At 42.7% G+C, this 21,003-nt stretch carries 24 protein-coding genes and 1 pseudogene; 8 read left to right on the forward strand and 17 right to left on the reverse strand.

Features of this window, described 5'->3' with window-relative positions; all coding sequences use genetic code 11:
* Positions 1-87: 87 nt before the first annotated feature.
* From AB6E08_RS11990 to AB6E08_RS12000, 3 genes are all read right to left on the reverse strand, one after another.
* The gene (locus tag AB6E08_RS11990) at positions 88-411 is read right to left on the reverse strand and encodes an STAS-like domain-containing protein (RefSeq protein ID WP_232281817.1); all 324 of its coding nucleotides are present in this window, start codon (positions 409-411) and stop codon (positions 88-90) included.
* Between the two features lie 2 nt (positions 412-413).
* Positions 414-1,391, reverse strand: coding sequence for a hypothetical protein (locus tag AB6E08_RS11995; protein WP_009847901.1), 978 nt, complete (start codon positions 1,389-1,391; stop codon positions 414-416).
* A 123-nt stretch (positions 1,392-1,514) separates the two neighbouring features.
* On the reverse strand, positions 1,515-1,829 hold the full coding sequence (locus tag AB6E08_RS12000) for a tyrosine-type recombinase/integrase (RefSeq protein WP_009847902.1): 315 nt from the start codon (positions 1,827-1,829) through the stop codon (positions 1,515-1,517).
* A gap of 515 nt (positions 1,830-2,344) precedes the next feature.
* On the opposite strand from AB6E08_RS12000, the gene AB6E08_RS12005 reads away from it, so the two are divergent.
* From AB6E08_RS12005 to AB6E08_RS12040, 8 genes and pseudogenes are all read left to right on the forward strand, one after another.
* Positions 2,345-2,692 (forward strand): hypothetical protein, encoded by a 348-nt coding sequence (locus AB6E08_RS12005; RefSeq protein ID WP_032549883.1) that lies wholly within the window; start codon positions 2,345-2,347, stop codon positions 2,690-2,692.
* 290 nt (positions 2,693-2,982) lie between these two features.
* Positions 2,983-3,741, forward strand: a complete 759-nt coding sequence (locus AB6E08_RS12010; RefSeq protein WP_372065585.1) for a hypothetical protein — start codon at positions 2,983-2,985, stop codon at positions 3,739-3,741.
* A gap of 19 nt (positions 3,742-3,760) precedes the next feature.
* Positions 3,761-4,045, forward strand: a complete 285-nt coding sequence (locus tag AB6E08_RS12015) for a hypothetical protein (protein WP_372065582.1) — start codon at positions 3,761-3,763, stop codon at positions 4,043-4,045.
* Positions 4,046-4,238: 193 nt separating this feature from the next.
* Positions 4,239-5,354, forward strand: coding sequence for a DUF262 domain-containing protein (locus AB6E08_RS12020; protein ID WP_372065580.1), 1,116 nt, complete (start codon positions 4,239-4,241; stop codon positions 5,352-5,354).
* Complete coding sequence (locus tag AB6E08_RS12025; protein ID WP_372065577.1) at positions 5,347-6,402, forward strand: DUF3696 domain-containing protein; 1,056 nt, start codon at positions 5,347-5,349, stop codon at positions 6,400-6,402. Before AB6E08_RS12020 ends, AB6E08_RS12025 begins: the two co-directional genes overlap by 8 nt.
* Positions 6,395-7,285 carry a type II toxin-antitoxin system YoeB family toxin gene (locus AB6E08_RS12030; protein ID WP_372065574.1) on the forward strand — a complete coding sequence of 297 codons (891 nt, stop codon included), beginning with the start codon at positions 6,395-6,397 and terminating at the stop codon, positions 7,283-7,285. Before AB6E08_RS12025 ends, AB6E08_RS12030 begins: the two co-directional genes overlap by 8 nt.
* Positions 7,286-7,485: 200 nt before the next feature.
* Positions 7,486-7,686, forward strand: a pseudogene (locus AB6E08_RS12035) (hypothetical protein); the annotation flags it as partial.
* 327 nt (positions 7,687-8,013) lie between these two features.
* Positions 8,014-9,579: a DUF3987 domain-containing protein gene (locus AB6E08_RS12040; RefSeq protein WP_372065571.1), complete on the forward strand. Its 1,566-nt coding sequence runs from the start codon at positions 8,014-8,016 to the stop codon at positions 9,577-9,579.
* Between the two features lie 114 nt (positions 9,580-9,693).
* Here AB6E08_RS12040 and AB6E08_RS12045 read toward each other — a convergent pair whose 3' ends face one another.
* The 14 genes from AB6E08_RS12045 to AB6E08_RS12110 form a co-directional block, all read right to left on the reverse strand.
* The gene (locus tag AB6E08_RS12045) at positions 9,694-10,758 is read right to left on the reverse strand and encodes a tyrosine-type recombinase/integrase (RefSeq protein WP_372065568.1); all 1,065 of its coding nucleotides are present in this window, start codon (positions 10,756-10,758) and stop codon (positions 9,694-9,696) included.
* A gap of 180 nt (positions 10,759-10,938) precedes the next feature.
* Positions 10,939-12,006, reverse strand: coding sequence for a tyrosine-type recombinase/integrase (locus tag AB6E08_RS12050; protein WP_372065565.1), 1,068 nt, complete (start codon positions 12,004-12,006; stop codon positions 10,939-10,941).
* 518 nt (positions 12,007-12,524) lie between these two features.
* On the reverse strand, positions 12,525-14,567 hold the full coding sequence (locus AB6E08_RS12055; RefSeq protein WP_372065562.1) for a hypothetical protein: 2,043 nt from the start codon (positions 14,565-14,567) through the stop codon (positions 12,525-12,527).
* Positions 14,568-14,602: 35 nt separating this feature from the next.
* Positions 14,603-14,800 (reverse strand): GpE family phage tail protein, encoded by a 198-nt coding sequence (locus AB6E08_RS12060; protein ID WP_306345587.1) that lies wholly within the window; start codon positions 14,798-14,800, stop codon positions 14,603-14,605.
* Complete coding sequence (locus tag AB6E08_RS12065; protein WP_102561764.1) at positions 14,746-15,015, reverse strand: phage tail assembly protein; 270 nt, start codon at positions 15,013-15,015, stop codon at positions 14,746-14,748. The genes AB6E08_RS12060 and AB6E08_RS12065 overlap by 55 nt, the downstream gene beginning before the upstream one ends.
* A complete protein-coding gene (gene gpM, locus AB6E08_RS12070) occupies positions 14,999-15,742 on the reverse strand; it encodes a phage terminase small subunit (protein WP_372065559.1) in 744 nt (247 codons plus the stop codon). The genes AB6E08_RS12065 and gpM overlap by 17 nt, the downstream gene beginning before the upstream one ends.
* A gap of 11 nt (positions 15,743-15,753) precedes the next feature.
* Positions 15,754-16,119 carry a phage tail tube protein gene (locus AB6E08_RS12075; RefSeq protein WP_065679511.1) on the reverse strand — a complete coding sequence of 122 codons (366 nt, stop codon included), beginning with the start codon at positions 16,117-16,119 and terminating at the stop codon, positions 15,754-15,756.
* Positions 16,120-16,122: 3 nt separating this feature from the next.
* Entirely contained in the window at positions 16,123-17,259 is a 1,137-nt protein-coding gene (locus AB6E08_RS12080) for a phage tail sheath subtilisin-like domain-containing protein (RefSeq protein ID WP_372065556.1), read from the reverse strand.
* Entirely contained in the window at positions 17,259-17,474 is a 216-nt protein-coding gene (locus AB6E08_RS12085) for a DUF2635 domain-containing protein (protein ID WP_372065553.1), read from the reverse strand. The genes AB6E08_RS12080 and AB6E08_RS12085 overlap by 1 nt, the downstream gene beginning before the upstream one ends.
* A complete protein-coding gene (locus AB6E08_RS12090) occupies positions 17,474-18,013 on the reverse strand; it encodes a phage virion morphogenesis protein (protein WP_372065550.1) in 540 nt (179 codons plus the stop codon). Before AB6E08_RS12090 ends, AB6E08_RS12085 begins: the two co-directional genes overlap by 1 nt.
* Positions 18,010-18,474 carry a phage tail protein gene (locus AB6E08_RS12095; protein ID WP_372065547.1) on the reverse strand — a complete coding sequence of 155 codons (465 nt, stop codon included), beginning with the start codon at positions 18,472-18,474 and terminating at the stop codon, positions 18,010-18,012. Before AB6E08_RS12095 ends, AB6E08_RS12090 begins: the two co-directional genes overlap by 4 nt.
* Entirely contained in the window at positions 18,474-18,923 is a 450-nt protein-coding gene (locus tag AB6E08_RS12100; protein WP_372065544.1) for a head completion/stabilization protein, read from the reverse strand. Before AB6E08_RS12100 ends, AB6E08_RS12095 begins: the two co-directional genes overlap by 1 nt.
* Before the next feature lie 121 nt (positions 18,924-19,044).
* Positions 19,045-20,079 (reverse strand): phage major capsid protein, P2 family, encoded by a 1,035-nt coding sequence (locus AB6E08_RS12105; RefSeq protein WP_372065541.1) that lies wholly within the window; start codon positions 20,077-20,079, stop codon positions 19,045-19,047.
* A gap of 47 nt (positions 20,080-20,126) precedes the next feature.
* Positions 20,127-20,957 carry a GPO family capsid scaffolding protein gene (locus AB6E08_RS12110; RefSeq protein ID WP_372065538.1) on the reverse strand — a complete coding sequence of 277 codons (831 nt, stop codon included), beginning with the start codon at positions 20,955-20,957 and terminating at the stop codon, positions 20,127-20,129.
* Positions 20,958-21,003 lie beyond the last annotated feature (46 nt).

Below are 21,003 nucleotides of genomic sequence, written 5' to 3' on the forward strand. Positions count from 1 at the left end.
ACAACGGTATGCTAAGAACAAAAATGCCGTTCACTCTTAAGTGAACGGCATTACCTGAAAAGGGGCTTTTTTGTTGGTAATGTATATTTAAGCCATAGCGACATTCTCTGCAGTCTCAAAGGGCTTTTTTCGCTCAATTTCTCTACGTTGAATAACTTTAGCTATGCTTCTCAGGATGCTTTCTTTAGCGTTCAGAATAGTCACTTGTTTTACGAAGGCATCAAGACCATGCTTGGCCACTAATACGCCGAAAAGCTCATCGGAATATGATTCAGATATGGAGTTGACGGACTCTAGATCTACTTCAACTGCATCGCCAAACAGTATTGCTTCTTCAAGAGCCTTACGTTCTACCGAGGCTGTTCTTCTTGAAGCTAAATCACTTTTATTTATTGCTATTTTAGTTTTCATTATCATCCCCCCCTGAGTTGTTCCATCAACGCTAAGAGTTGTTCATCGACTGTATCGTTTATCTCTTCACAAAGTAAAGATAGCTTAAATTTACAGCTTATTGCAACGCCTTTCCAATAAGTTGGAAGCGTTTCTTGTACTCTTTCACCATCTTCATTGATATTTAAGAGGCATCTTCCAGAAGCGATTGTCAGCGTTCCTTGGAATTGTTCAATTAATCGAACCAAATGAGCTAAGCCCAAGCCTTGGTGGTGGTTTACTGTATAATCTGAACCAATACCACCACCGTAAGGAGAGTTACCTATGTGTTCTGGTGGTAATTGTTGAGCCCATGGGTCGCTGTCATCTGCATGCTTTGTTGAGTTCCCTTCTTCTATACACCAAAGCAACGCTTCTTGATCACATGTGATGCCGTGTAACTGAGCTTTGCCTGAACGTCTCATTTCTTCTAAGAAACCTAAGCCTTTATCCGCGATCGCAAACTCTAAGTGAAAGTCCGTCTTGTTAGTCCCAGGAACTGCGTTTTTTTGCGCCATAGAAAAGCCCGTTGATTGGCCATGTGACCATACATTGTCATGCAACTCGCCTACAACATGATACAGCTGAACTAACCCGTCGGGAGAAGGACCTTCAACGTTGTCAGTGAAATGACGTAAGCAGCTGTTTATAGATGTAGTTACATCGTCAGTTGCTTCTGCTGAACATAGCTGGGTTATAGGAGTGTAAGTTACTCCATTCTTTATTCTTACCGGTTCCGGACAATTCCAAAGGATATGGTTCAAACCTAAAGTTCTGAGGTATCCAGCTATTTTTGGATCACAGTCAAAATTACGCTCAGGAGTTCTCTTGTCTTTGAGGTACGCTGTTAGTGTTGATAAAAAACCCGGAGAATAAAAATCCTTAGCGAGATAGTAAGCGTTATATTCATGTTCGTAATCCTCTGGAATTTCTTTCAGAGCTTCGCTAAGTCCTTTTCCCATAGTGGCCTCTTGGTGTGCATATTAACTTTTTGACAATATTGGGTTGCCTAGAGTTACTTTCAAGGTCTTGTTTTTATTGATAATCTTGCCACCCATTTGTGTGGGGTTATTACTTTTTATTTATCAGTCGTTTAATGATTTCTTATGAAGGTTTGCTGGGAATGATTGAGTATAAACTTGCCACAAAATATTTAGATATCTATGCCCAGTCACTTGAGCTACTTCTTCAATAGAGTAGCCCTTTCCAAACAACTGACTTGCTCCCTCTCTTCGTAGGTCGTGATACCTCAAATCCTCAATACCCAATTCGTTTCTCACTCGCTGAAAGCCTGCACTAACACTTCGTGAGTTGTAGGGAAAAATAAGTTGGTCTTTGTTCCTGAATGTTTTCGATTCCCTGTGTATAATCGCCGAATTATTTTTGACTACAATGTCCACTGTGAAGCGTGATTCACCGCTTTGAAGTGTTCTTTTTAATGCTAGATGCCTTCGTTCCACTCCATCAATACGTACTATAAGCGTACTGAGTGGGGGAGCTTGCGGCTGAACTAGCGAGTTTCTGTATATATATGCAGTGTATAGATTTTGAGTAACGCTTTATGAAACCTGACAATACCAGTAAATACGCGGCTAACCGCTTATCCGTTGCACCCATGTTGGATATGTGCAACTGCTGAATATAGCATTATAAATCATAGCTTTAAGATTGAGCCGACACTCTGGGGGACATTTGAGGGATAAAAAACTCTCAAATTTGAAACAGCCGACTTCATCATACAGTAGGATCTTTTTGGGGGACAATTCTCTTTTAATCTTTTTATATTAGAGTAGCCTCACCCACATCACCCACATCACCCACATCACCTCTCAGTCAGTAGTGACGACAACGTGAAGTGCAGTTGCAAATAAAATTTTTGTGCACTTAGGAAAAAAATGTACGCTTAAATAAAACTATGAGCGACAACCATTTTGTATTTACGAAACGACTTCTCGTTGCGTGTGAATTTCATAAATTTGAAAACTTTAAAGTCATGACATGGGAAGCTGTCATCGAGCAATGCATAGAGAAAGGCTACCTAGATCAGCAAGATATACGACAAAAAAGTAAAGAATTTCAGTTTCTAGAAAGGGTTTTTAATAGAGACTTCCCTGCGATGATTCTAGCTGCACCGACTATAAAGCCATTGAGAGATATTGACGACTTCTCTCGGCTGAAAAAAGAGTCTCAAGAGTTGGCTGAGTCAATAGTGCAAGATGCAGCTCAAGTGTTGATGGGTAAGCAAATTGAACTACCATTTTAAATGGTAGAGCAGGGGTCGCAGGGTCTCCCCGCAAGATGGCAAACAGGACGAAGCAACTTGTTGCTAGGTTTGCCTATCTTGACTGCCGCATATTGAGAGTAAAGTTTTGAAACCATTGGCTTTATTTGTATCATTACAATAAAGAGATGCTAAAAAACTGGACAGTTATAACAGAATCAGCAAAGTGTGTGCTTGCTAGAGAGAAGTATCTGAACGACGTAAAGCACAAAAACCACTGCAATACAGAAGCAATTTTGAATCTATTTGGCAGCGAGGACACATCGCTGAACATGATAAGAAATTGTGACAAATACTCTCTTCGTCAAGCGCACAAACGCAAAGGCGGTCGCCCACCTAAGGCTGCGATTGAATTGGTTTGTACTCTCCCCAAAGGCATTCGCCCCAACAGCCAAGAATGGCGTAAGATACTCAACATCATTATGCGCAATCTTGCCTGCTCTCTTGACGTCACTGGCAAGGACTTAGCTCAGATTACGAGAGCGGTAGTACATCAACAGAACCAATCTCAAGAGGTGCGAGGTGCTGGCGACCATTTGCACCTGCTTTTGGGTAAGTTCACTAATGACTTAGTTTATCTGCGAGATCTACAAAGAAAGTCTACAACGAGACTTGTAAAACAAGCTTTCAATACTGCGATACTCGAAGTGATGAACATCGATCATCGAAGCTACTCACTACAGAAAGATTACCTTGGTCAAGCAAGGAGACGCGCTCCACAATGGAAAGTTAAAGCCGCTCGTCGTAATCAAGAAATTGATAACAAAGAGAACGAAACAACACAGCGATTAATTAAGCTGATGAGTCAGGCAAATAAGTGGTTAGAAGCATTCAAGTCAGAAGACTCTAGGCAAATGAATCGACAATACAACCGTATGAAAAAAGAACTTAACGTGGTCGACACCCTAGATGCCTCTGTGGAAGATAAAGAGTTGTCGATAATGTTGAAAAAACTGTTAGATCAAGTCGATAACAAGAGAAGTGGCAACAGCGAAAGCGAGCTGAAAAAAAGTTTGTGTCGTCTTTTTTAAATTTCTACAGTTAAGAAAAATGATGACAAAACTCATACATTTTCCTTATTGCTACCGCCAAGCAATTGTTGAAAGAGCTGAAAAGAATCTACGACAGCGATACAAAGAAAACGACTTATTATTTGAATATGCGTCATTTATCATGATGGTCCCCCCTCTGTTAGAAGGTTTAGGTATCAAAGTCGAAGGGGACTTAAACTCTGGCTATAGCGATGGCAGTGCTAATAGGGTCGCTGCCTTAGTTACTGAAATACTTTGGATTGATATGAGGGAGAATAACGTTCGTTACCTCTCCCCCGATTAGATCACATCAATATTTGATTTTTCAGATATAATCAGCACAATTTTATTCTCATAAGTGCTGATTTCCTATGTCTCAAGATACGGCTAACAACAATCAGTAACAGGCAAGATTGATGTTCGTGATTGGGAAGCATAATGCTATGCTTGCCTTAAGCGATGAATGGATTAAAAAATATAAGTAGTTAGGCAAAGACATGACTAATCCCAACGACATTATTGAGATAGAAAATCAAGAAGAACTGGAGTTAAATCGTCACCCACACCCAATGGGAACAGATACAGAGGTTCGAATCGCTAAAGATAGTTACAGCGTGTTTGAGTTTTTACGCCGTGCCGAGCGAGGCTCGCTAGTTCTATCTCCTGATTTTCAGCGCAATAGTGTATGGAATGTGCAGCGCCAATCTGAGTTAGTTGAATCGATTCTAATGGGTATCCCCATCCCCGTGATCTACCTATTTGAAAACGAGCTAGGTATCCGCCAGATCATTGACGGTAAGCAGCGTACTACAGCGTTAAAACATTTTATCAATAATGAATTTGCGCTAAAGCACCTACAAATGCTACCAAGTCTTAATAATCATCATTTTGATGACATTCCACCTTTATTACAATCAAAGCTAGAAGACTATCAATTAAACGTTTATATCATTCAACCTCCGACACCGGAATACGTTAAGTTTAATATTTTTGAGCGTGTTAACCGTGGAGGAATGAATCTTAATAAACAAGAGATGCGCCATGCACTATACCAAGGAAAAGCCACAAAGCTGATGGAGCGTATTGCGGAGTCAACCGAGTTTGCAAACGCTACTGGTCATGGGGTTAACTCAGAGCGAATGCGAGATAGGTACTTGGTATTGAGGTTTATAGCATTCTATCTTCTAACTCTGGGTAAATTACCCAAGAATATTGTATATCGCTCTGACATTGATACTTTTCTTGCCTCGGTAATGACTTTTATCAATACAACCGCTTCTGATAGCTTAATCGAAGAAGTAGAATCTTGGTGTATTACAGGAATGGCAAGAGTCTATGAAGTCTTGGGTACTGATGCTTACCGTTTTGCTCCAAAATATGCTGGCGGCAATCGGCGTCCAGTGAATATGGGGTTATTTGAGATGCTGACTTTTTCGTTTTGTTATGTTGATACCAATCTTATTGAATACGATTCTGCTCAAGAAATTGTCGAACAATATAAAGCGGATATTGATAGTGAAGACTACTTATCAGGTTCAATGGACACCGTTGACTATATTAAATTGAGATTTGAAACTGCTTATGAAATCGCACAAGGAATAAACAATGCTTAGACATCTAGAGATTAAAAATTTAAAAGGTATTGACACCGTTACTCTAGAACTCGCCCCTTTAACATTGCTTACCGGGGCTAACTCTTCCGGTAAGTCAACGGTAATTCAAGCTTTAATGCTGCTCATTAAAAATAGCCAAGTGAGTAATCGCTATAGCATGGAAGACCTCGTTCGATATTTAAGTGACTTTACAACAATACGTAATAAAAAAAATAACGCTAAGTCAATTGAACTCGCTGCAGTCGACAGTGATAACACTCACCACTCTATAAAGTTAACATCAGACGGGGTTGAAAAGTCTTCACAGCTACCTTACCTGTACGAATTAGAAGAAAATGAAACAGATAAAGAACTTCTGTACTTAAATGCTAACCGAATAGGTGCTCAAGATTTAGTGCAAGTGTCTGAGCGTAAAGTAGGAAATTTAGGTGAATATCTATTCTCAACCTTCGAAAAAGTGAAAGGGAATATCTTATCTGAATCTTTGCTCAAGTTTGATGGCTCTCAAACAATGTCCTATCAAGTAGGTAAGTGGTTGAGCTTTATTACTGGTTCTGAGACGGAATTAATCACAGAAAAATCTGGTGACCAAGTTAGGGTTTATTTTAACGTAAAAGATATTGATAGCAATGTGTCCCCATTTAACCTTGGCGCAGGGATGAGTTATATCGCTAAGGTTATCATAATATGCTTAATGAGTAAGAAAGGTGATCTTGTACTTATTGAAAACCCAGAAGTGCAACTACACCCGAAAGCGCAAGCACAGCTAGGAGCTTTTCTATCATTTGTAGCAAACAGTGAAGTTCAATTAGTTGTCGAGACTCATAGTGATCATATCTTAAATGCAGTTCGTGTTGCGATTAAAGAGGGCGAATTATCAAGTGATGACTCTAGCGTATACTTTTTTGAACGTTCTGAAGGAGAATCTTCAGCACAAGCTACTCCAATTAAAATTAACGATGACGGTAGTGTAGACAAATGGCCTGAAGGTTTTTTTGATGAATGGGATATCCAGTTAGACAGGCTTCTCGGGATTGAATATGACTAATTTTGTGACATTAAATGAGTCATCTTTGCCTCTGTGCGAGCATGATTTCCAGCAACAGTTGACGACTTACTTTCAGGTAGTCAAAGAGTTAAAGCAAAATGGGATTGAGAAAGTAAGAGTTAATCAAGAATTTAAAGCGATGGACGCTTTCGTAGGGCAAGATAACTTTAGTACCTTCTTAGGTAAATTATCGAAAGAGAGCAGAGACTTTTCTCGTAGAGTAAAAAGTGAACTTGCAAATAACACCAATGTTTACCAAACCCCACTTATCGCTTCAGGTGAAATAAAACAACAGCAAGAGGTCACTCAAAATAGTGAGTTTTATTTTGAGGGTGTTCTTAATAATACAGGGTTAGCCTGCGCCTACATTTTTGATACTTTAGCGATCAGTTTCAATACCAATGTAAGATGGAATCATCATCAATTATCAATGGACAAACAATCTATTACTGATACCTGTGAAGTTCATACCGAGTCAATAAATATTAGGCATATTAGTAATGGTGACCACCCACGCTGCCACACTGAGTTTTGGGGGGATATTGATCAAACCTTCGACTCCATTGAGAATGTTGAGCATTGGTGCAGTGAGAACTATGACCGTTTTCGTTTTACCTTAGAGCTTAGTGATAGAGCCAAAGCAGATCTAATAGATATTTATCAACGTAACGATACCTCTTTAATAAATAGCTTAAGAGATAAACTCACGATCATAAGGGTCAACCCACACGCTAACGTAGGGCAAATTGAAAGCTTAACAGGTGATCTATCAGAATTCTTATCTATGAGAATCAATCAGAAAGATCGTTTAGTATATAAGGTAAACAGCCAAGCAAGCAGTCTCAGTATTAGACAGCTACAAGGGCATTATGATGACAATTAGCATCACACAAGAACAAGTGTTTCAAAACGACATCCTTGACCAAGTGCAGTCTAAGGTTGGCTAATGGGAGAGTCAAATAAGTACAACAAAGAGTTGGCACTTTATACTGAATATGTCATCGCCTTTGCTAAGCAGTCACAAACTGAGTAGAGGGATAAACTAGTCAAGCACTACCCAGAAACTGACCGCAATCCAACTGCTACACCAGTTATCGAGTTGCCTATCAACTAGCACATGATAACCCTGCGTCAGACCAAGAAGTCGATAGCAAGAAAGCCGCTACCAAGATGGCGAAGTGGGTTCGTCTGCACCCACACAATATCGCCCAGAAAGTAGAAACCATCATCGAGCACTTCAACAGTAAGATTAAGCATTTGTTAGGCGGTGAAGCAAAAGCGATGAAGGCGTTGTATGAATAGTTGGTTTCTAAGGGGGTTGCGAGCTTGGTGTTTGATATGTTGGTGTGTGGTGGGGCAAAGCAGCAGAACTCAACCTCGTTTTTTGATGCTGCAAACGCAGTTTGCAGATCAAGAAGCGAGGCTCTGCGAATGCAGAATTGCACTTAATACCATCAATGTGGAAAATGTGGGTGATGTGGATAGACCTACTGTTAGCTTTGATTTAGTTCATTCATAGACCGCACAATACCAGTGCGGCTTTTTTGAAAATCAGCGAAAAAAATTTGCATCGCCGTTCAATAAGATTCATGTTTAAGAAAAATGATTCTTATGAAAGAAAAGAATAATGTTTTAACCCCACCAGAAGTGCAAAACAAAGTTGAGTTTTCTTGGGGAACTCCTCAACCAATCCCTGAAGATGAAGAGCGATTTGACTTAAATAGTGTAAAGCCTCTTCACCCGCAAATGTTGCCCAAAGCGCTGAGAGCCTATTGCTATAGTGCAGCGTACTCACTTAACAATACCGCGCCTGACTTTTTAGCTGTTACTTTAATTTCAAGTTTGAGTATTGTCCTCGGTGGCAACGTGGAGGTGCAGCCGAAACAAAATGATAGTTGGTCACTTAATCCAATATTTTTCTCGATGATTGTCGGCTATGCCTCAGACATGAAAAGCCCAGCGCTCGATGCTGGCGTCAGATTTTTGCAAGAGCTTCAGAAAAACGCACTTGAAGAAGATAATAAGCTCAAGAATATAATCTATGTTGCGCATAAAAGACGCCATGATAAAGAGTATAAGCGCCTGATATCTGAGCTAGATGAAGCAACTGAGCGAGAGGATGACTCTCTAGTCATGGAGTTAGCAGAGCGTTTGTCGACCTTGATTGAACCTGAACCACCAATAGCGCGCGAATTGGTTTGTAATGACACTACAATGGAGGCGGCTTGTCAGTTATTAGAGACAAACCCTAGTGGTGTGCTCTGTGTGAGGGATGAATTGAGCGGGTGGTTCGACTCATTAAGGAAAAATGGGCGAGAGGAAGAGAGAGCGTTTTACCTTACTGCGCATGATGCCTCGAATAGTGAATATAAACAGAATCGAGTGACGAGAAAAAATATCGTACTGAAACGATTATGTATGTCTGTCGTTGGCGGTATCCAACCCAAAATGCTCCGAAGAGAGGTTATTGAGAAGCTCAAAGGTGTCAAAGACGACGGGTTACTCGAACGATTTTTACAGATGGGTGTCATGCCTGATATCCACAACATTAAAGCTACAGATACAAAAATTGATGGCGACCTCGTCAAAGCTGTGATGAAATTTTTTGAGTTATTTAGCCAATTCGATACACCGCTTGAACCAGTGACATTCACCTTTAGTCCCGAAGCTCAAAAACGTTGGGATACTTGGAATAAACAAGCAGTAGAAAGGCAACTATCAGCGACAGAATCGCTTCAATCGTTCTATGGAAAAAGACCTGCCCACTGTGCCAAGTTAGCGCTAGTATTCCACCTTGTCGATCAAGCTACAGAGCAGTTACATGAGACGTCATTTAAGCCGAAGCTGCGCATATCCAAGCGTGCCCTATTGCAGGCTATCAGTTGGAGCAGTTATCTAGAGTTGCATGCACAACGTATTATTGCGTTATCAAACTCTAAAATCATCAGTTACGACTCTGCGAAGAAGCTGGAGTCCAAACTAAGACACTTATACCCACACTTCACCGCGCAAGACATTGCGTGGGCAAAATGGAAAGATCTGAAAGACAAATATGAACGTGCTGATGCGATTCAAATGCTAGAAAAACTGGGTTATATCGTTGAAGACCAGATCCCCTCAAAAAATGACGGTCGACTCGTCAAAGGTTATCGTGTACACCCTTGTTATATTGATTGATGCTAGCTAGCAGTGCTCAATTAACCATTTAAAAAGTAGTCACCATTCGCTGAACTAGAACTGAGTGGTGGCACTTAGGGTGCATTAGACTTAACTTGATCTCGACGAAACTTATTACTTAGTCGAAAGTTCGATCAACCGCAAATAGTGCCCATACAAAATTTTCGTACTCCGATTCCCTGTGATTTTTCCAATCTCTTCAAGAGTTTTCCCTGCCTTGAACATGGTAGTCACAGCGTGGGCTTTTAAATCTCTAAATTGGTAGTCTTCAATTCCTGCTTTTTGTACAGCTTTACGGAATGCTGCGGTGATGCTGCCTCCAAGGTAAGGGAATATAGGCTGATCACCTGACACCTTTTTCGGCATCTGCCTTTCAATTAGATGAACCTGTGATTCTGTTAGTTGTATTACTGATGTTGGTTTTCGACAGTTCGGGCTCTTTCTATTTCGTATGGTTAGAGTCCCTTCTTTTCTGTTGTAGTCATCCCATGGTACTTTTGTTATTTCTCCCAGTCTCGGACCAATTTCGTTGGCTAGTCCAACGATGTCCGCTAGAGGAAGTGTTGTATTTTCGGCTTGCACGTATTCAGTTAGCCGTTCCATCTCGACGTCACTTAAGAGACGTTCTCGAGGTGTGCTTTGGGCTATGGCTTTCTGTTTGCGTAGAACAAAACATGCCTCTTCAAAAACCTCAACTTCGAATCTTAAAGTAAATATAGTTTTTGCTTGTTTGAGAGCTGACTTCAAATTAGAAAGATCTACGCTGATAGTCGCAGGTGAGATGGCTGGATTTTTTGTTTTTCTTTCATTCACGTGTTCAATCAGGTGGCACGGCATCAGGTAGGCGAGCTCAATTTTGGTAATAGAGAATCCCTTTAGCATCTTCAGGTTTGAAATGACTTGTTTGCTTGTTGTATCTAAAAAGTTTTTATTTGACATTAGCTTATCTAAAGCGCCCCCTACGGTAACTTTTTGGTTGAGCTTTAGATAAACTAACCCCTTGTAGCCTTCTTTTTTTTCAATTTGCTTCGCCTCTTCTAGCCATCGTGTTGCTCCCTGTCTTGAATCAAATGTTCTGCAAACTTCAATTAATTTTTTCCCGAAGAGGTACTTTCTAATACGAGCCTTGTACTTCAGCTCGTCTTTTCTTTTTACTACTTCAACTGTTGTTGTTGCCATGTCGTCTCTGCTCATGTATGTGACTTTTTCTGTGACTCAATTTATAATTGGGTCAGTTGCCAGAGCAAATAATTCGAATAATTTTAGTAAATTAGGTGATTTGGTGTACCAAAGTTGAGATAAGGTGTTTTAGTGCCAAGAAAGCGGGGGCACATTCGCCCTCGCTTAACTTGCTCTGAGTTATCGGTTATGCATGGCTTCTACCCCTAGCCGAAGGTAGATATTGTTAAGAACATTAATGTCTCTATGTCCCGTGATCTTGCTTATCTGTACTACATCTAATCCTCTTTCAAATAGCCTACAAGCAGCCTCTGCACGTAAGTCGTGATACCTAAGGTCATCAATACCATTAGCTTTAGCGACTCTTTGCCAAGCTGCGGTGATTGACCTCGATTCAACCGGAAAAATTAGATCATTGACTCGTGGTTGTCGCAAGATTATTTCTTTAGTTTTCTCGTCTAAAGGGATTGTGGTGTTGTTCCCTATCTTGTTACGAGGGTTCTTTCTATTTCGTACAATAAGAGTTGCTGAGGAGCTATTGAAGTCATCCCAGCGTAACTTTGTAATTTCACTGACCCTCATACATGTATTAGTAGATACATGAAAGATATCAACAAGAGGTATGTGTGAAGCGTGATGTTGCTGCCTTTGAAGTAAACCCTCCTCCATAATCCTTAGCTCTTCAGGGGTTGGACGTCGATCCCTTTGGTTTGATCTACCAATTAGCCCGTAATGAATCAGCGATGGTATAGCCTCATGGTGAGCCTGCGTATTGGCTTTATAGCCAAACATGGCATTAGCTACATCAAGGACGCTTTTTAGATAGGTAATATCATGATAAATGGTTTGAGGCTGAGGACACGAGTCTTCAGCTTGTCTCATTTTGCAGTGTTTGATGAGGTCATAAGCTTGTATCTCATGAGAGTACAGCAGTGCTAACGGGTATGTTCGCAGTCGACTTAATACTGCATGTTTTGAACGACCAATGGTTGGTGCTATAACGGGGTCATTCATATAAAGCGTTATGAGATCACCTATCGTAATGGGTTTAGACTTAGCGCTACCATCAGGGATTCCGTTTGTCTCTAGGTTCTCAAGTGTCTCTGCTGCCCACTTTTTTGCGTCAGTGCGTTTATCAAACGTCTTTGACTCTTCATACAGCTTTTTCCCTTTGCGAGTGAGTCGGATACGAGCTTTATATTTTGTTCCCGTTTTTCTCTTGATTGTTTCTATTGTAGATGTAGCCATTGTAAGCCTCTTTTTGGATTGAAAGAGGCTGTTTCTAGTGTGAGTTTTGTCACGAAATGCCAGTGTGTGTATAATCCACCGCATTTCGTTTTTAATGTCCCTCAAATTGTCCCCTAAAATGTCCCTTGGGGGACAATAAGGGGTATTTGAGTGTTTCAACCTTGCAACAGTCGATCAAAGGGTTATTGACTAAGTTGTTGCTTTATAAGGAATAATTTTAATGTATCAATCAAACCGACTTTCTGTTGCACCGATGTTGGATGGGATCTACTTCTCAGGCAAATAAAGGGGTTGGGCTGTTTTAGGCGTACCATAGGCGATCTTCTAACTTTCGGTACACCTTTTTATTGTTGAGTACGCCTTAACTCAGAACTCGAAAAACCGCCTTGTTTAGCGGTTTTGTGTTTTTGGTAGCAAAGCAACGGTATCTCAAAAGTTATCGAGTGTAGTTATCCATGACTATGTTGCAGCTATAAAAAAGCACCCTTGTTGGGTGCTTTGGTTTAAGTTCATTGTTCTTAAAAGCTCGTCGCCATATTCCCCACGTCTAAGTTCAAATCTATACCCTTATCACTCTTAGCTTTATCTATAGCGACTGGTGTTTGAGACTTTATGGTGAGTGACACTTCTGACTTGTTGTTAATGGACTGAGGTTTGAGCGGCTGGTATGACTGAAGAGGTAATTCACCCGCTTGGTATGAAGGTGTCGTATGCTCTGTTCTCTTCCTGTCGTTTGGTTCTGTTGTGATCCCCAACTTTGCATTTTTATTTTTAATCTTGTCCATTTTTTTGGCAAGGCTATCAAAGGATTGATTAAGCAGGTGATCTGAATTGGCTACCTCCGGCTGAGAAAAATCACCTGTCAGGTACGAATGTGTCGTGACCTCGGTTCTCTTACGATCGGTTTGCTCTGTGGTCACCCCCAGCTTTGCCTTTTTATCTTTAATCTTGTTCATTTTGCTTGCGAGGTTATCAACCGATTTTTCCGCATCTTCGGTATCGATTTTCCAACCATCGGGAATAAGTGAATCTGGCAGTTTATTTATGAGTTTCTTAAACTCTCCCCATAAATAGCGAATGCCGTTGCCGATTGCTTTCATCACATTATCTAATCCCCAGAAGTGGTCGACTAAATAAAGAATTGCAGCCACAGCAGCCATGATGCCTGCTATCAACAACCCAATAGGATTACCTAAAATAATTGCATTCACGGCAATCATTGCAGCTTTGACAATGGCAAGAACCGCGATCATTTCTTTAAAGTATTTAGCAGTGAAGACTAATATTCGCCCAAGGAACTCCAAGCCATTGTATAAGCCTTTCACTGCTTGAGTGATTTGCTCGATAGTTTCATCACGAAATTTAGCGTTCTTGAATTTCTCTGTGAATTTATCGAAGGCATTGGTGACTTTTTCCATGATTGGAGCAAGCGCTGCAAACTTAATAGATTTATAGCTTTCTTGAATGCGCTGCATTGCATCATTATAGGCTTCGGCTTTTGCTGCATCTTCGGCGCTAGCTCCACCTCCTAGTTCGGCTAACTCTTTGCGTGATTTAGCTAACCCTTCAGTACCTTCTCTTAGCAAGAGAAGCATTTGACGGCCATCCTGTCCAAACGCAGCATCAGCAAAGGCCATTTGTTCTTGAGCTGTTTTTAGTTTGGAGAATGACTGCAGTAATGTCTCATACGCTTCTTGAGTATTAGCAGCACCTTCTAGATCTTTGAAGGCAGAATTACCACTTTTCTTAAGGTATGAGCCAAGCGCTCCGCTACCTGTAGTTTGTAAAACACCTAGCCGCTTAGTGAATCGAGTCATAGCCGATGACATCGTGTCTTCTTCTACACCTGTATGTGAAGCTTGTTTGCGTATGGCTTGCAGCTCACTGATAGACATTTTCAGTGTTGCTGATTTTTTTGCTAGGGCATCCATTTCACCTGCAGCGCTGTTCACTTCACTGACTAACCCAGCAAGGCTGAAGCCACCGAGTAATGCCGCTCCTTTACCAAGCGCGGCCTTGCCAATTTGAGGCATTTTGATTGCCCCACCGAGCTTTTGAACACCGCTGAGCCTTTTCTGCCACTTAGCATACTTTTTTTCTACAGCGGTGATTTCTTTGCCATGTTTCTTATAGCTTTGGCTCAACCGCTCATATTCACTATCGAGCTTATAGACCTTTACGCCTGTTTTAGTCAGGTTCTTACGCAGCTCTGATAGGTTCTGTTGGTATCCAGTTTGCTCTGTGGTTAATTTGCTGACTTTCGCTTGTTGCTTGGCAATTTGAGCGGTTAACTTGGCACTTGGGGCTTGAAGCGCTTTGGATTTTTTAGTCAGCTTTTCCAGTTGCTCTTGTTCAGCTTGTAAGGTGAGTTTGTTTTGTTGCTTAATTTTTTTAATGTTGTTGTAGCTGTTAATCATTCCCATAGCTGCTGAATCATCAGCTTGAGCTTTTTGTGATTTTTGGATGGCCTTCGTGTAGCGGTTTGTCTCTTTCGACATGCTTTTGGCTTTGGCTGATACTTTATCTACCATCCCCATAACAATCGATAAATTCATCTTCATAGCGTTTGCCTTTTGCGGATATAAAAAAAGAGAGCTTATTCGCTCTCTTCAGTTTCGGTTCTTTGCCGGGCTTTCTCTCGAAACAACAAGAGGTCGTTGTAGCTGAGTTTGTCTATTTCGCTTGGTGGCCAATGAAATACAGAGGCTATGTCTGCGTAATAGTCTTCTACGTGCTCAATTACAGTTCCGTATTGACGAAAAAAGAGGCGATGGTCGTCAGTAGTGGCGCCCAGTTCTCAACAGGCATATTTAAGACGTCACGTTCATTTAGATTTGAAATGCGTGGCAGTAAGACTTCACCGGCTTCAAATTTCATTTCACAGACATCAACCAAACTAAGGCCGCGTAAATTACCGGAGTTGGGCTTACGCAGCTCAATCTCTTTTATCTCTGCGCCATCACGTTCAATCGCTACGGCCAGTTGTACTTTTTTAGTTTGGGCTGTCATAACCAAGCTCCTTTTGTAATGCTTCTAGTTTCTTCTTCACGCCGCCTTTGTTTGGATCTAGCTTCATCACTATCTCAAACAGGTTGTGCGCCTTTTCTTTCTCGCCAGCGTCGAAGTACCAATTACCGACTAGGCGGAACATCTTCACTTTGAGTGGGGCGTTGGTAGCAAGCTCACCCGCAAGTAAATCATTCACGGCTTTAAGCAGGTATTCGCGCTTGTATTCTTTCTTTTCAGTATGCGCTTTGTGCGTGTACTTAAACACGTAATCACAGAAGCCCGTTTGACCGTTCACTTTGAAATTAGCCGGCGTTTCTAACCCGCCATCAATGGCCGCTCGAAAGTCATCGTGGATCTCTTCAAACTTGCCAAGGTCAAAGTGCCACATATAAAAGCACCACATCACATCAAGGTTGCCGTAGTCGCCTTTGTGAGTAACCAGTAATTTTTCAACCAGTGGGCGGTACTTGTTAATGAGCTCTTGTTTGTACGGGTCTTTCTCTTTTGAACCAGACAAAGTACGCAAGCGGCTTTGGTCTTGCTTAAACACGTTCTGTGTTTCTTCCCAAGGCTTATCAGCAAAAGCAGTGCGAACAGATTGACTTAATGCTGATTCGCTAATCGCGCCAACATCGTTGAGAAGGTCGACACTGTCGGTAGCTTCAAAGGTTTCAACCGTTAATGGTTTATCCTTCAGAGCCTCTCGTTTCATCAGTATGGATATCATGGTGTTTCTCCTTACTGCGGGATGAGTTCGTCACCGTTGAAGACCACTTCAAGCTGACCATCTTTTACCGCGACGGTAAGTGGGTCGACTGTCCATGCGCCTTTCAAGGTGTATGCGCGGCTTGTGTTCGTTTCTAAGGTGATGTCTTCACCTACAAAATCAGCAATGGCTTTTTCATCGGTGTCTTGAGCGTGAATGATGGTGCACTTGATGAAAGGCGCATCTGAGAATTGTTCAGAGAAACCCAAAGGGCCATCGTCACCCATGACGGTTTCGCGCTTCATGTTGCCCATTCCAAATTCAGCACCTTCTTTAAGGGGAAGGCGACCCAGTGAGCCTGCGTTAAGGACGGCACGGCTAGTAATTTTTGTTCCCATGACTTACTTCCTAAATTGAATTTTGCCTGCAACGATAATCAAACCGTTCACGAACTGCGGTGAATCTTGGTAGTTGACGCGCTGCTTGTTGGTTTTATCAAGCTCGACAATGAGCGACTTTTTGTAGCCATCGAAATCTTGCACGATGCCTTGGTATTCCAGATCTCGATACAAGGTCAACAGCTTGGCTTTAAACATGGTCGGCGTAACAATCGGCTGACCTTTGGCGAACTTGGTACCGTCTTTCGCAACTTTATGGCGAGGGTAGACACTTAAGATCAATGAGCGCTGTTTCTGGCGGAAGTACATGGCGGTTGCCGGTGTCATGACATCGAGGTAACTGTTGTCTGTTACGCCAGCTGCGTTTTCGGTGTAAGCCGTCACTGCACGTTCAATTAACACTTCATTCGCTGAGTTCACCGTGTAGGTACTCAAGCCTTCATACAAAAATAGGTTGCGCTCAGCCCAATCCCACTCTTGCGTTGCCAGTGAGTAAACACCGTTTAACTTGAGTGTTTGTAGCGGCCTGCAAGGGTCGATGGCCAATGACGGGGCGATTTGACCTACCCACGCACCAACCGCTGCTGCATCTGACAACGTTTGGTCTTTAGAGTCACCAAAGTTGTTGATTGGCAGGAAGTTGATTAACGGGCAGTTGCTCTTTGCTGAAAAGGTAACTAGCTCGGCGTGCGTGCCTTTCTTCGGTAGATACGCAATACCTGGCACTTGTTCTAATGCTGTATAACGGTTTTCAAGAAAGGTACCCAACTCGCGAATGGTAGTATCGTCATTTAATGAGCACATGATGTGGTGGTATTGCGTGTCACCTAGCGTGGCCAATGCACTTGCGATATCACCGCTACCCACGCTGATCGCGTAAATTGGCATGGTTTTATCTTGCTTACGGAAGTAGGTGACCATTTCCACGATGTCGCTACTCGCGCCAAACGAAGTGGCCGCAATGGTTTCATCCATACACAGCGTGACTTTATTAGCCGCGACCGTTGCACCGCTTACCGCATTACAGATCGCCAAGACGACTTGCAAGTCTTCTGCGCTGTTGGCCAGGCTATTATCAATTTCAATGTAGACACCGGGAACGCGAGCGGTGCTTGGTACTTCAGCAAAACCAATACTCATTATTTAGTTTCCTTCTTGGCTGTGGGCTTGGCTGTTTTGTCGATATCCACGACACTTTCTTCAGCGAGTCGACGTAGCCAGTAAGCGTTGCGAGGCTTTTCTTCACCTGCTGCTTTCAATGGCTCTCGGGTAATTGGGTCTTTCACGATTAAGCCTTTAGTGGCGGGCTTAACCTTGAAGGTGGGTACTTTGGGTTTATCTACTTGTTTATCCATTACGCTGCATCCTCTAGTGCAAAGTGTTCCGCTGCCATGGCGAGTAGCTCTCGCTCTAGAGCAGGTGTCCAACCAATGAAGGTTCGTTTGGGCATTTGATAATTGCGCTTGGTTCTCACGCCGCCTGTCCATTGACCTGTTTTGCTGTTGTAGTGGCCATTAACGCGAGTCGTGAATGACACTTGAGAGCCTTGGTTGTGCTCTTGGCCGATGCGACCCGCGACGCCTTTTAGGCCAATCTCAAAGCTATCTTCTGTTACGTGAGTTCTTAATGCCTTACCAAAACCGAGCAGCATGTTTTTATTGTTAACGGTGTTCTGTGCTTGAGTGCCATCCCATAGTTGGGTTGTCTTTCGCCGCGTTCGGCCTTGGTACGGGTTATTGTCTATATCTCGTTGAGCGCGAATTTGCTGACGAAAGAACTGCCGTGCTCGGTTGGCCATTCGTTTATTCAGCTCAAACTTATCACTGGCCGTAAGCACTAAACTTTCCACAACTTGAGTCAGTTGTTCAGGCGTCGTGAGTGTTAATTCACTCATGGTAAATCATCTAAGTGGCCGACAAAGTGGACCAATTCACCGAGTTGGTCTTCATCGGCTCGTGCTTCGAATCCACTGACACATTCATAACGGGTATCGCCTTGCTTCCAATTGCCTTGTTCGCTTTCTTGAAGGTCGAACTCTTCGCGAATATCAATTTTCAGCTTGAGATCAAACGCGCCTTTATCGAGAGGCTCTAGCGCGAACGTCGGCATGGGTAAGCCTTTTTCTGCTCGCTCTGGGTCGAACTTATTAAGCCAGCTGACTAAATGCATAAACAAAACTTGCGGCTCTAACTTGGCGCTTTGCAAGAAAACGATGGCGGTGTATTCAATTTCAAATCCATCGACAAAAGCACCTTGCCCACAAAATAAGGCGCCATCCTCTGCCCATACATCCATTTTGGCCGCGTCTGTCACATGGCTTTTGAATAAGTCCGTTAAGCTTTGCAGTGCTTTCATTACACTCTCTCGAAGCAGTAGGTTTCTTCTGCGTGAATTAGTAGGTCAATCGCTTGGCGGTACTGCACTTCGCACTCTTCTTTCTTACTGGTGAGCGCTTCTTGTCTGTCAGCGGCTTCGGCGGTGGCGTCACCACTCATTTGCACGCTAATCAGTTGCGCGGCGGTTAGTGCGAACACGGCCTGCTTGTAAAGTGTTTCGGCAGAGTCATCATCATCGAAGCGCTTTTGGGATAATGCTGTCAAACTAGCAAAAGGCACTAAGGTGTCTTTAAGCTCAGAATGCACTTTGATGCGTGACACCTTCGCGTGATGCAGAATGCCTGCCTCTGTCTCATTGCTTTGGAAATGGTACAGAGACTGAAACTCTGAAATGTTCAGTACTGGGTATTTGCCCGTTTCTGGCAACTGAGATTGATACGGTTTGTTTTTGTTGCCGACAAATTCCATGATTTATCCTTGTTGGGTTAGGGAATGCAGGCCGACAATCGCGAATAACAGTTAGCACCAAAGCGCACCTGAAATAGCAATAGAGCCTGCATTGAGGGGGTGTTAGTTTTTAGTGCTTGGCTTAATGCCAGGCATCGTTAATCCAAAGTTTCACGTTTTTGAACTCGATCGCAGCGGCTTTGCCTAGCTCTTCAATCACGTAAGCCATGTTCATCGACTCAAAGTTTTCAATCTGGTCTTTTTCATCGTTCTTCTTACCTGTAGAGCGGCGAATAGAACCTTCTTGAATGTAGATGGACAGGTTGTCGTAACTGGTGACCATGATGCCCGTAGAAGGGAAGCCTGGTACTTTCACAGCAGGCAAACCGCCATAAGTACCGATGACTTGCAGCTCTTGGATTTTGCCTTTCTCGCTTGGCGTGTTGCCGTGTGCTTCGTAGAACTTGGCTTTGTCGTAAGCAAGCAGATCAGAACCGATAATGGCTACAAGGTTTGAATCGTTTTCACATGCGTCATGCAATAGATTTTTCGTTTCAAGTACCGCTAGGTCTAGGTTGATGAAGTCACCACCTTGGCCAATACGCACTTCACCCACGTTCTTACCTTGTTTGATAAGTCGCGCTGCGTTGTGGTCACGCATGGCTTGGAACCAACCTTTGTTTACGTCTTCACCGTTCGGGTTCGCGCTTGCATTGGTGTTATCAGCAACGCTTTCGCCATACCAACCGATAGTGATTTTGTTCGCATCAATCTGTTCGCGAGTCGCTTTACTTAGCAAGGTGTTGAAGTTTTTATGATGCGCCCATGCATCTACTTTTGCGTAACGTAGTGCAGTATCAAAGTTCACTTGCTCACACATGTAAGGCATAGCCCCCATACTTGAGTGATCTTTAGGTGTGCGTTTGCCTGCACCAGAAGTATCGGTACGGCTGGCAATCATGCCTGTCACACCAAGGCCAATGGATTCACCTTTTTGGTTTTTCACCGAAATGATGTTGATTTTTTCTAGGAACCAGTTGCTTTCACGGATAGCCGCGATAATGCGCTGAGTACCATTAGGGCTCACGTTGAATTTCTCTGTTGCATCATCAACATCGTTTTGAGCGGCTACCGCTTTCACGTAAGCACTGAGTTTTGTTTTTGTATGCTGTTGCATGTCTATTACCTAATCTAAAACGTTATGGATTGAGAACGTATCAACACTTATAAATAAGTATTGTCGTCATCACCTTCGCCTGCTAACTGGCGCTGCTCTTCATCGGTTAGCTTGCTGAGCTTTTCGATTTGACCTGTTAGGCTTTCTACCTGTGACGAAAGAGTCTCGACTTGACCTTTCAGCTCAGTCACTTCAGCACCTTCTTCGACTTCAGGTTCTTGCGGCTGACCATTGGTGTTGAGCTTTTCAACTTGCTCACTTAACTGGCTTAGTTGTTGCTGATTCTCTTTGCCTTGCTCAATGCTTTGCTTGAGTAGCTCTTCAAGTTCTTTACTCATGTCGTCGTCTTCCTGTTGTTGTGAGAGCTGCTCAAGTTCACTTTCGCCCTTAAGCCAGCGTTTAAATTTATTGAACATCGAGGCTTCTTCTTCCTCGGTGCTTTGAGAGAGTTGTTCCAAGGTGATTTGAAAGCTCGTTGGGACACACGCTTTATCTTTGCTGTTAGCCGACAATTGAATCTGTGTCGTCCCTAACGATGCAGGTTCATCAGTCAGGGCCAATCCGGTCAGGTAGGCTTTCCCTGTGTCTGCAAACTTTTCATAGAACTCACATGAGGTATGTAAAAGCTGGCCTTGCTCGGCCATACGTAAAAGCATTGAGTTTGGTTTCAGTACTGCGAATAGCTTGTCATCTTTCTTTTCTACAGATAGGACTGAGCCATACTTGTTGCTCCACGGATAATGGTCTGCATTGATTCGAGCTGTATAGACTTCTGGGTTGTAAGTTTCTGCAATCTCATCAATGATTTTTTGCTCAATGACTCGACCATCAATGGTTGCTCCTGCCTGTAAAATACAAATTAGCTCTGATTGGAACATGCCTAAACTCTCCTAAATTCGATGATTCCAATTTACCCAATGCCTC

The organism is Vibrio sp. 10N.247.310.24 (assembly GCF_041467175.1).
GTDB lineage: Bacteria > Pseudomonadota > Gammaproteobacteria > Enterobacterales > Vibrionaceae > Vibrio > Vibrio tasmaniensis_A.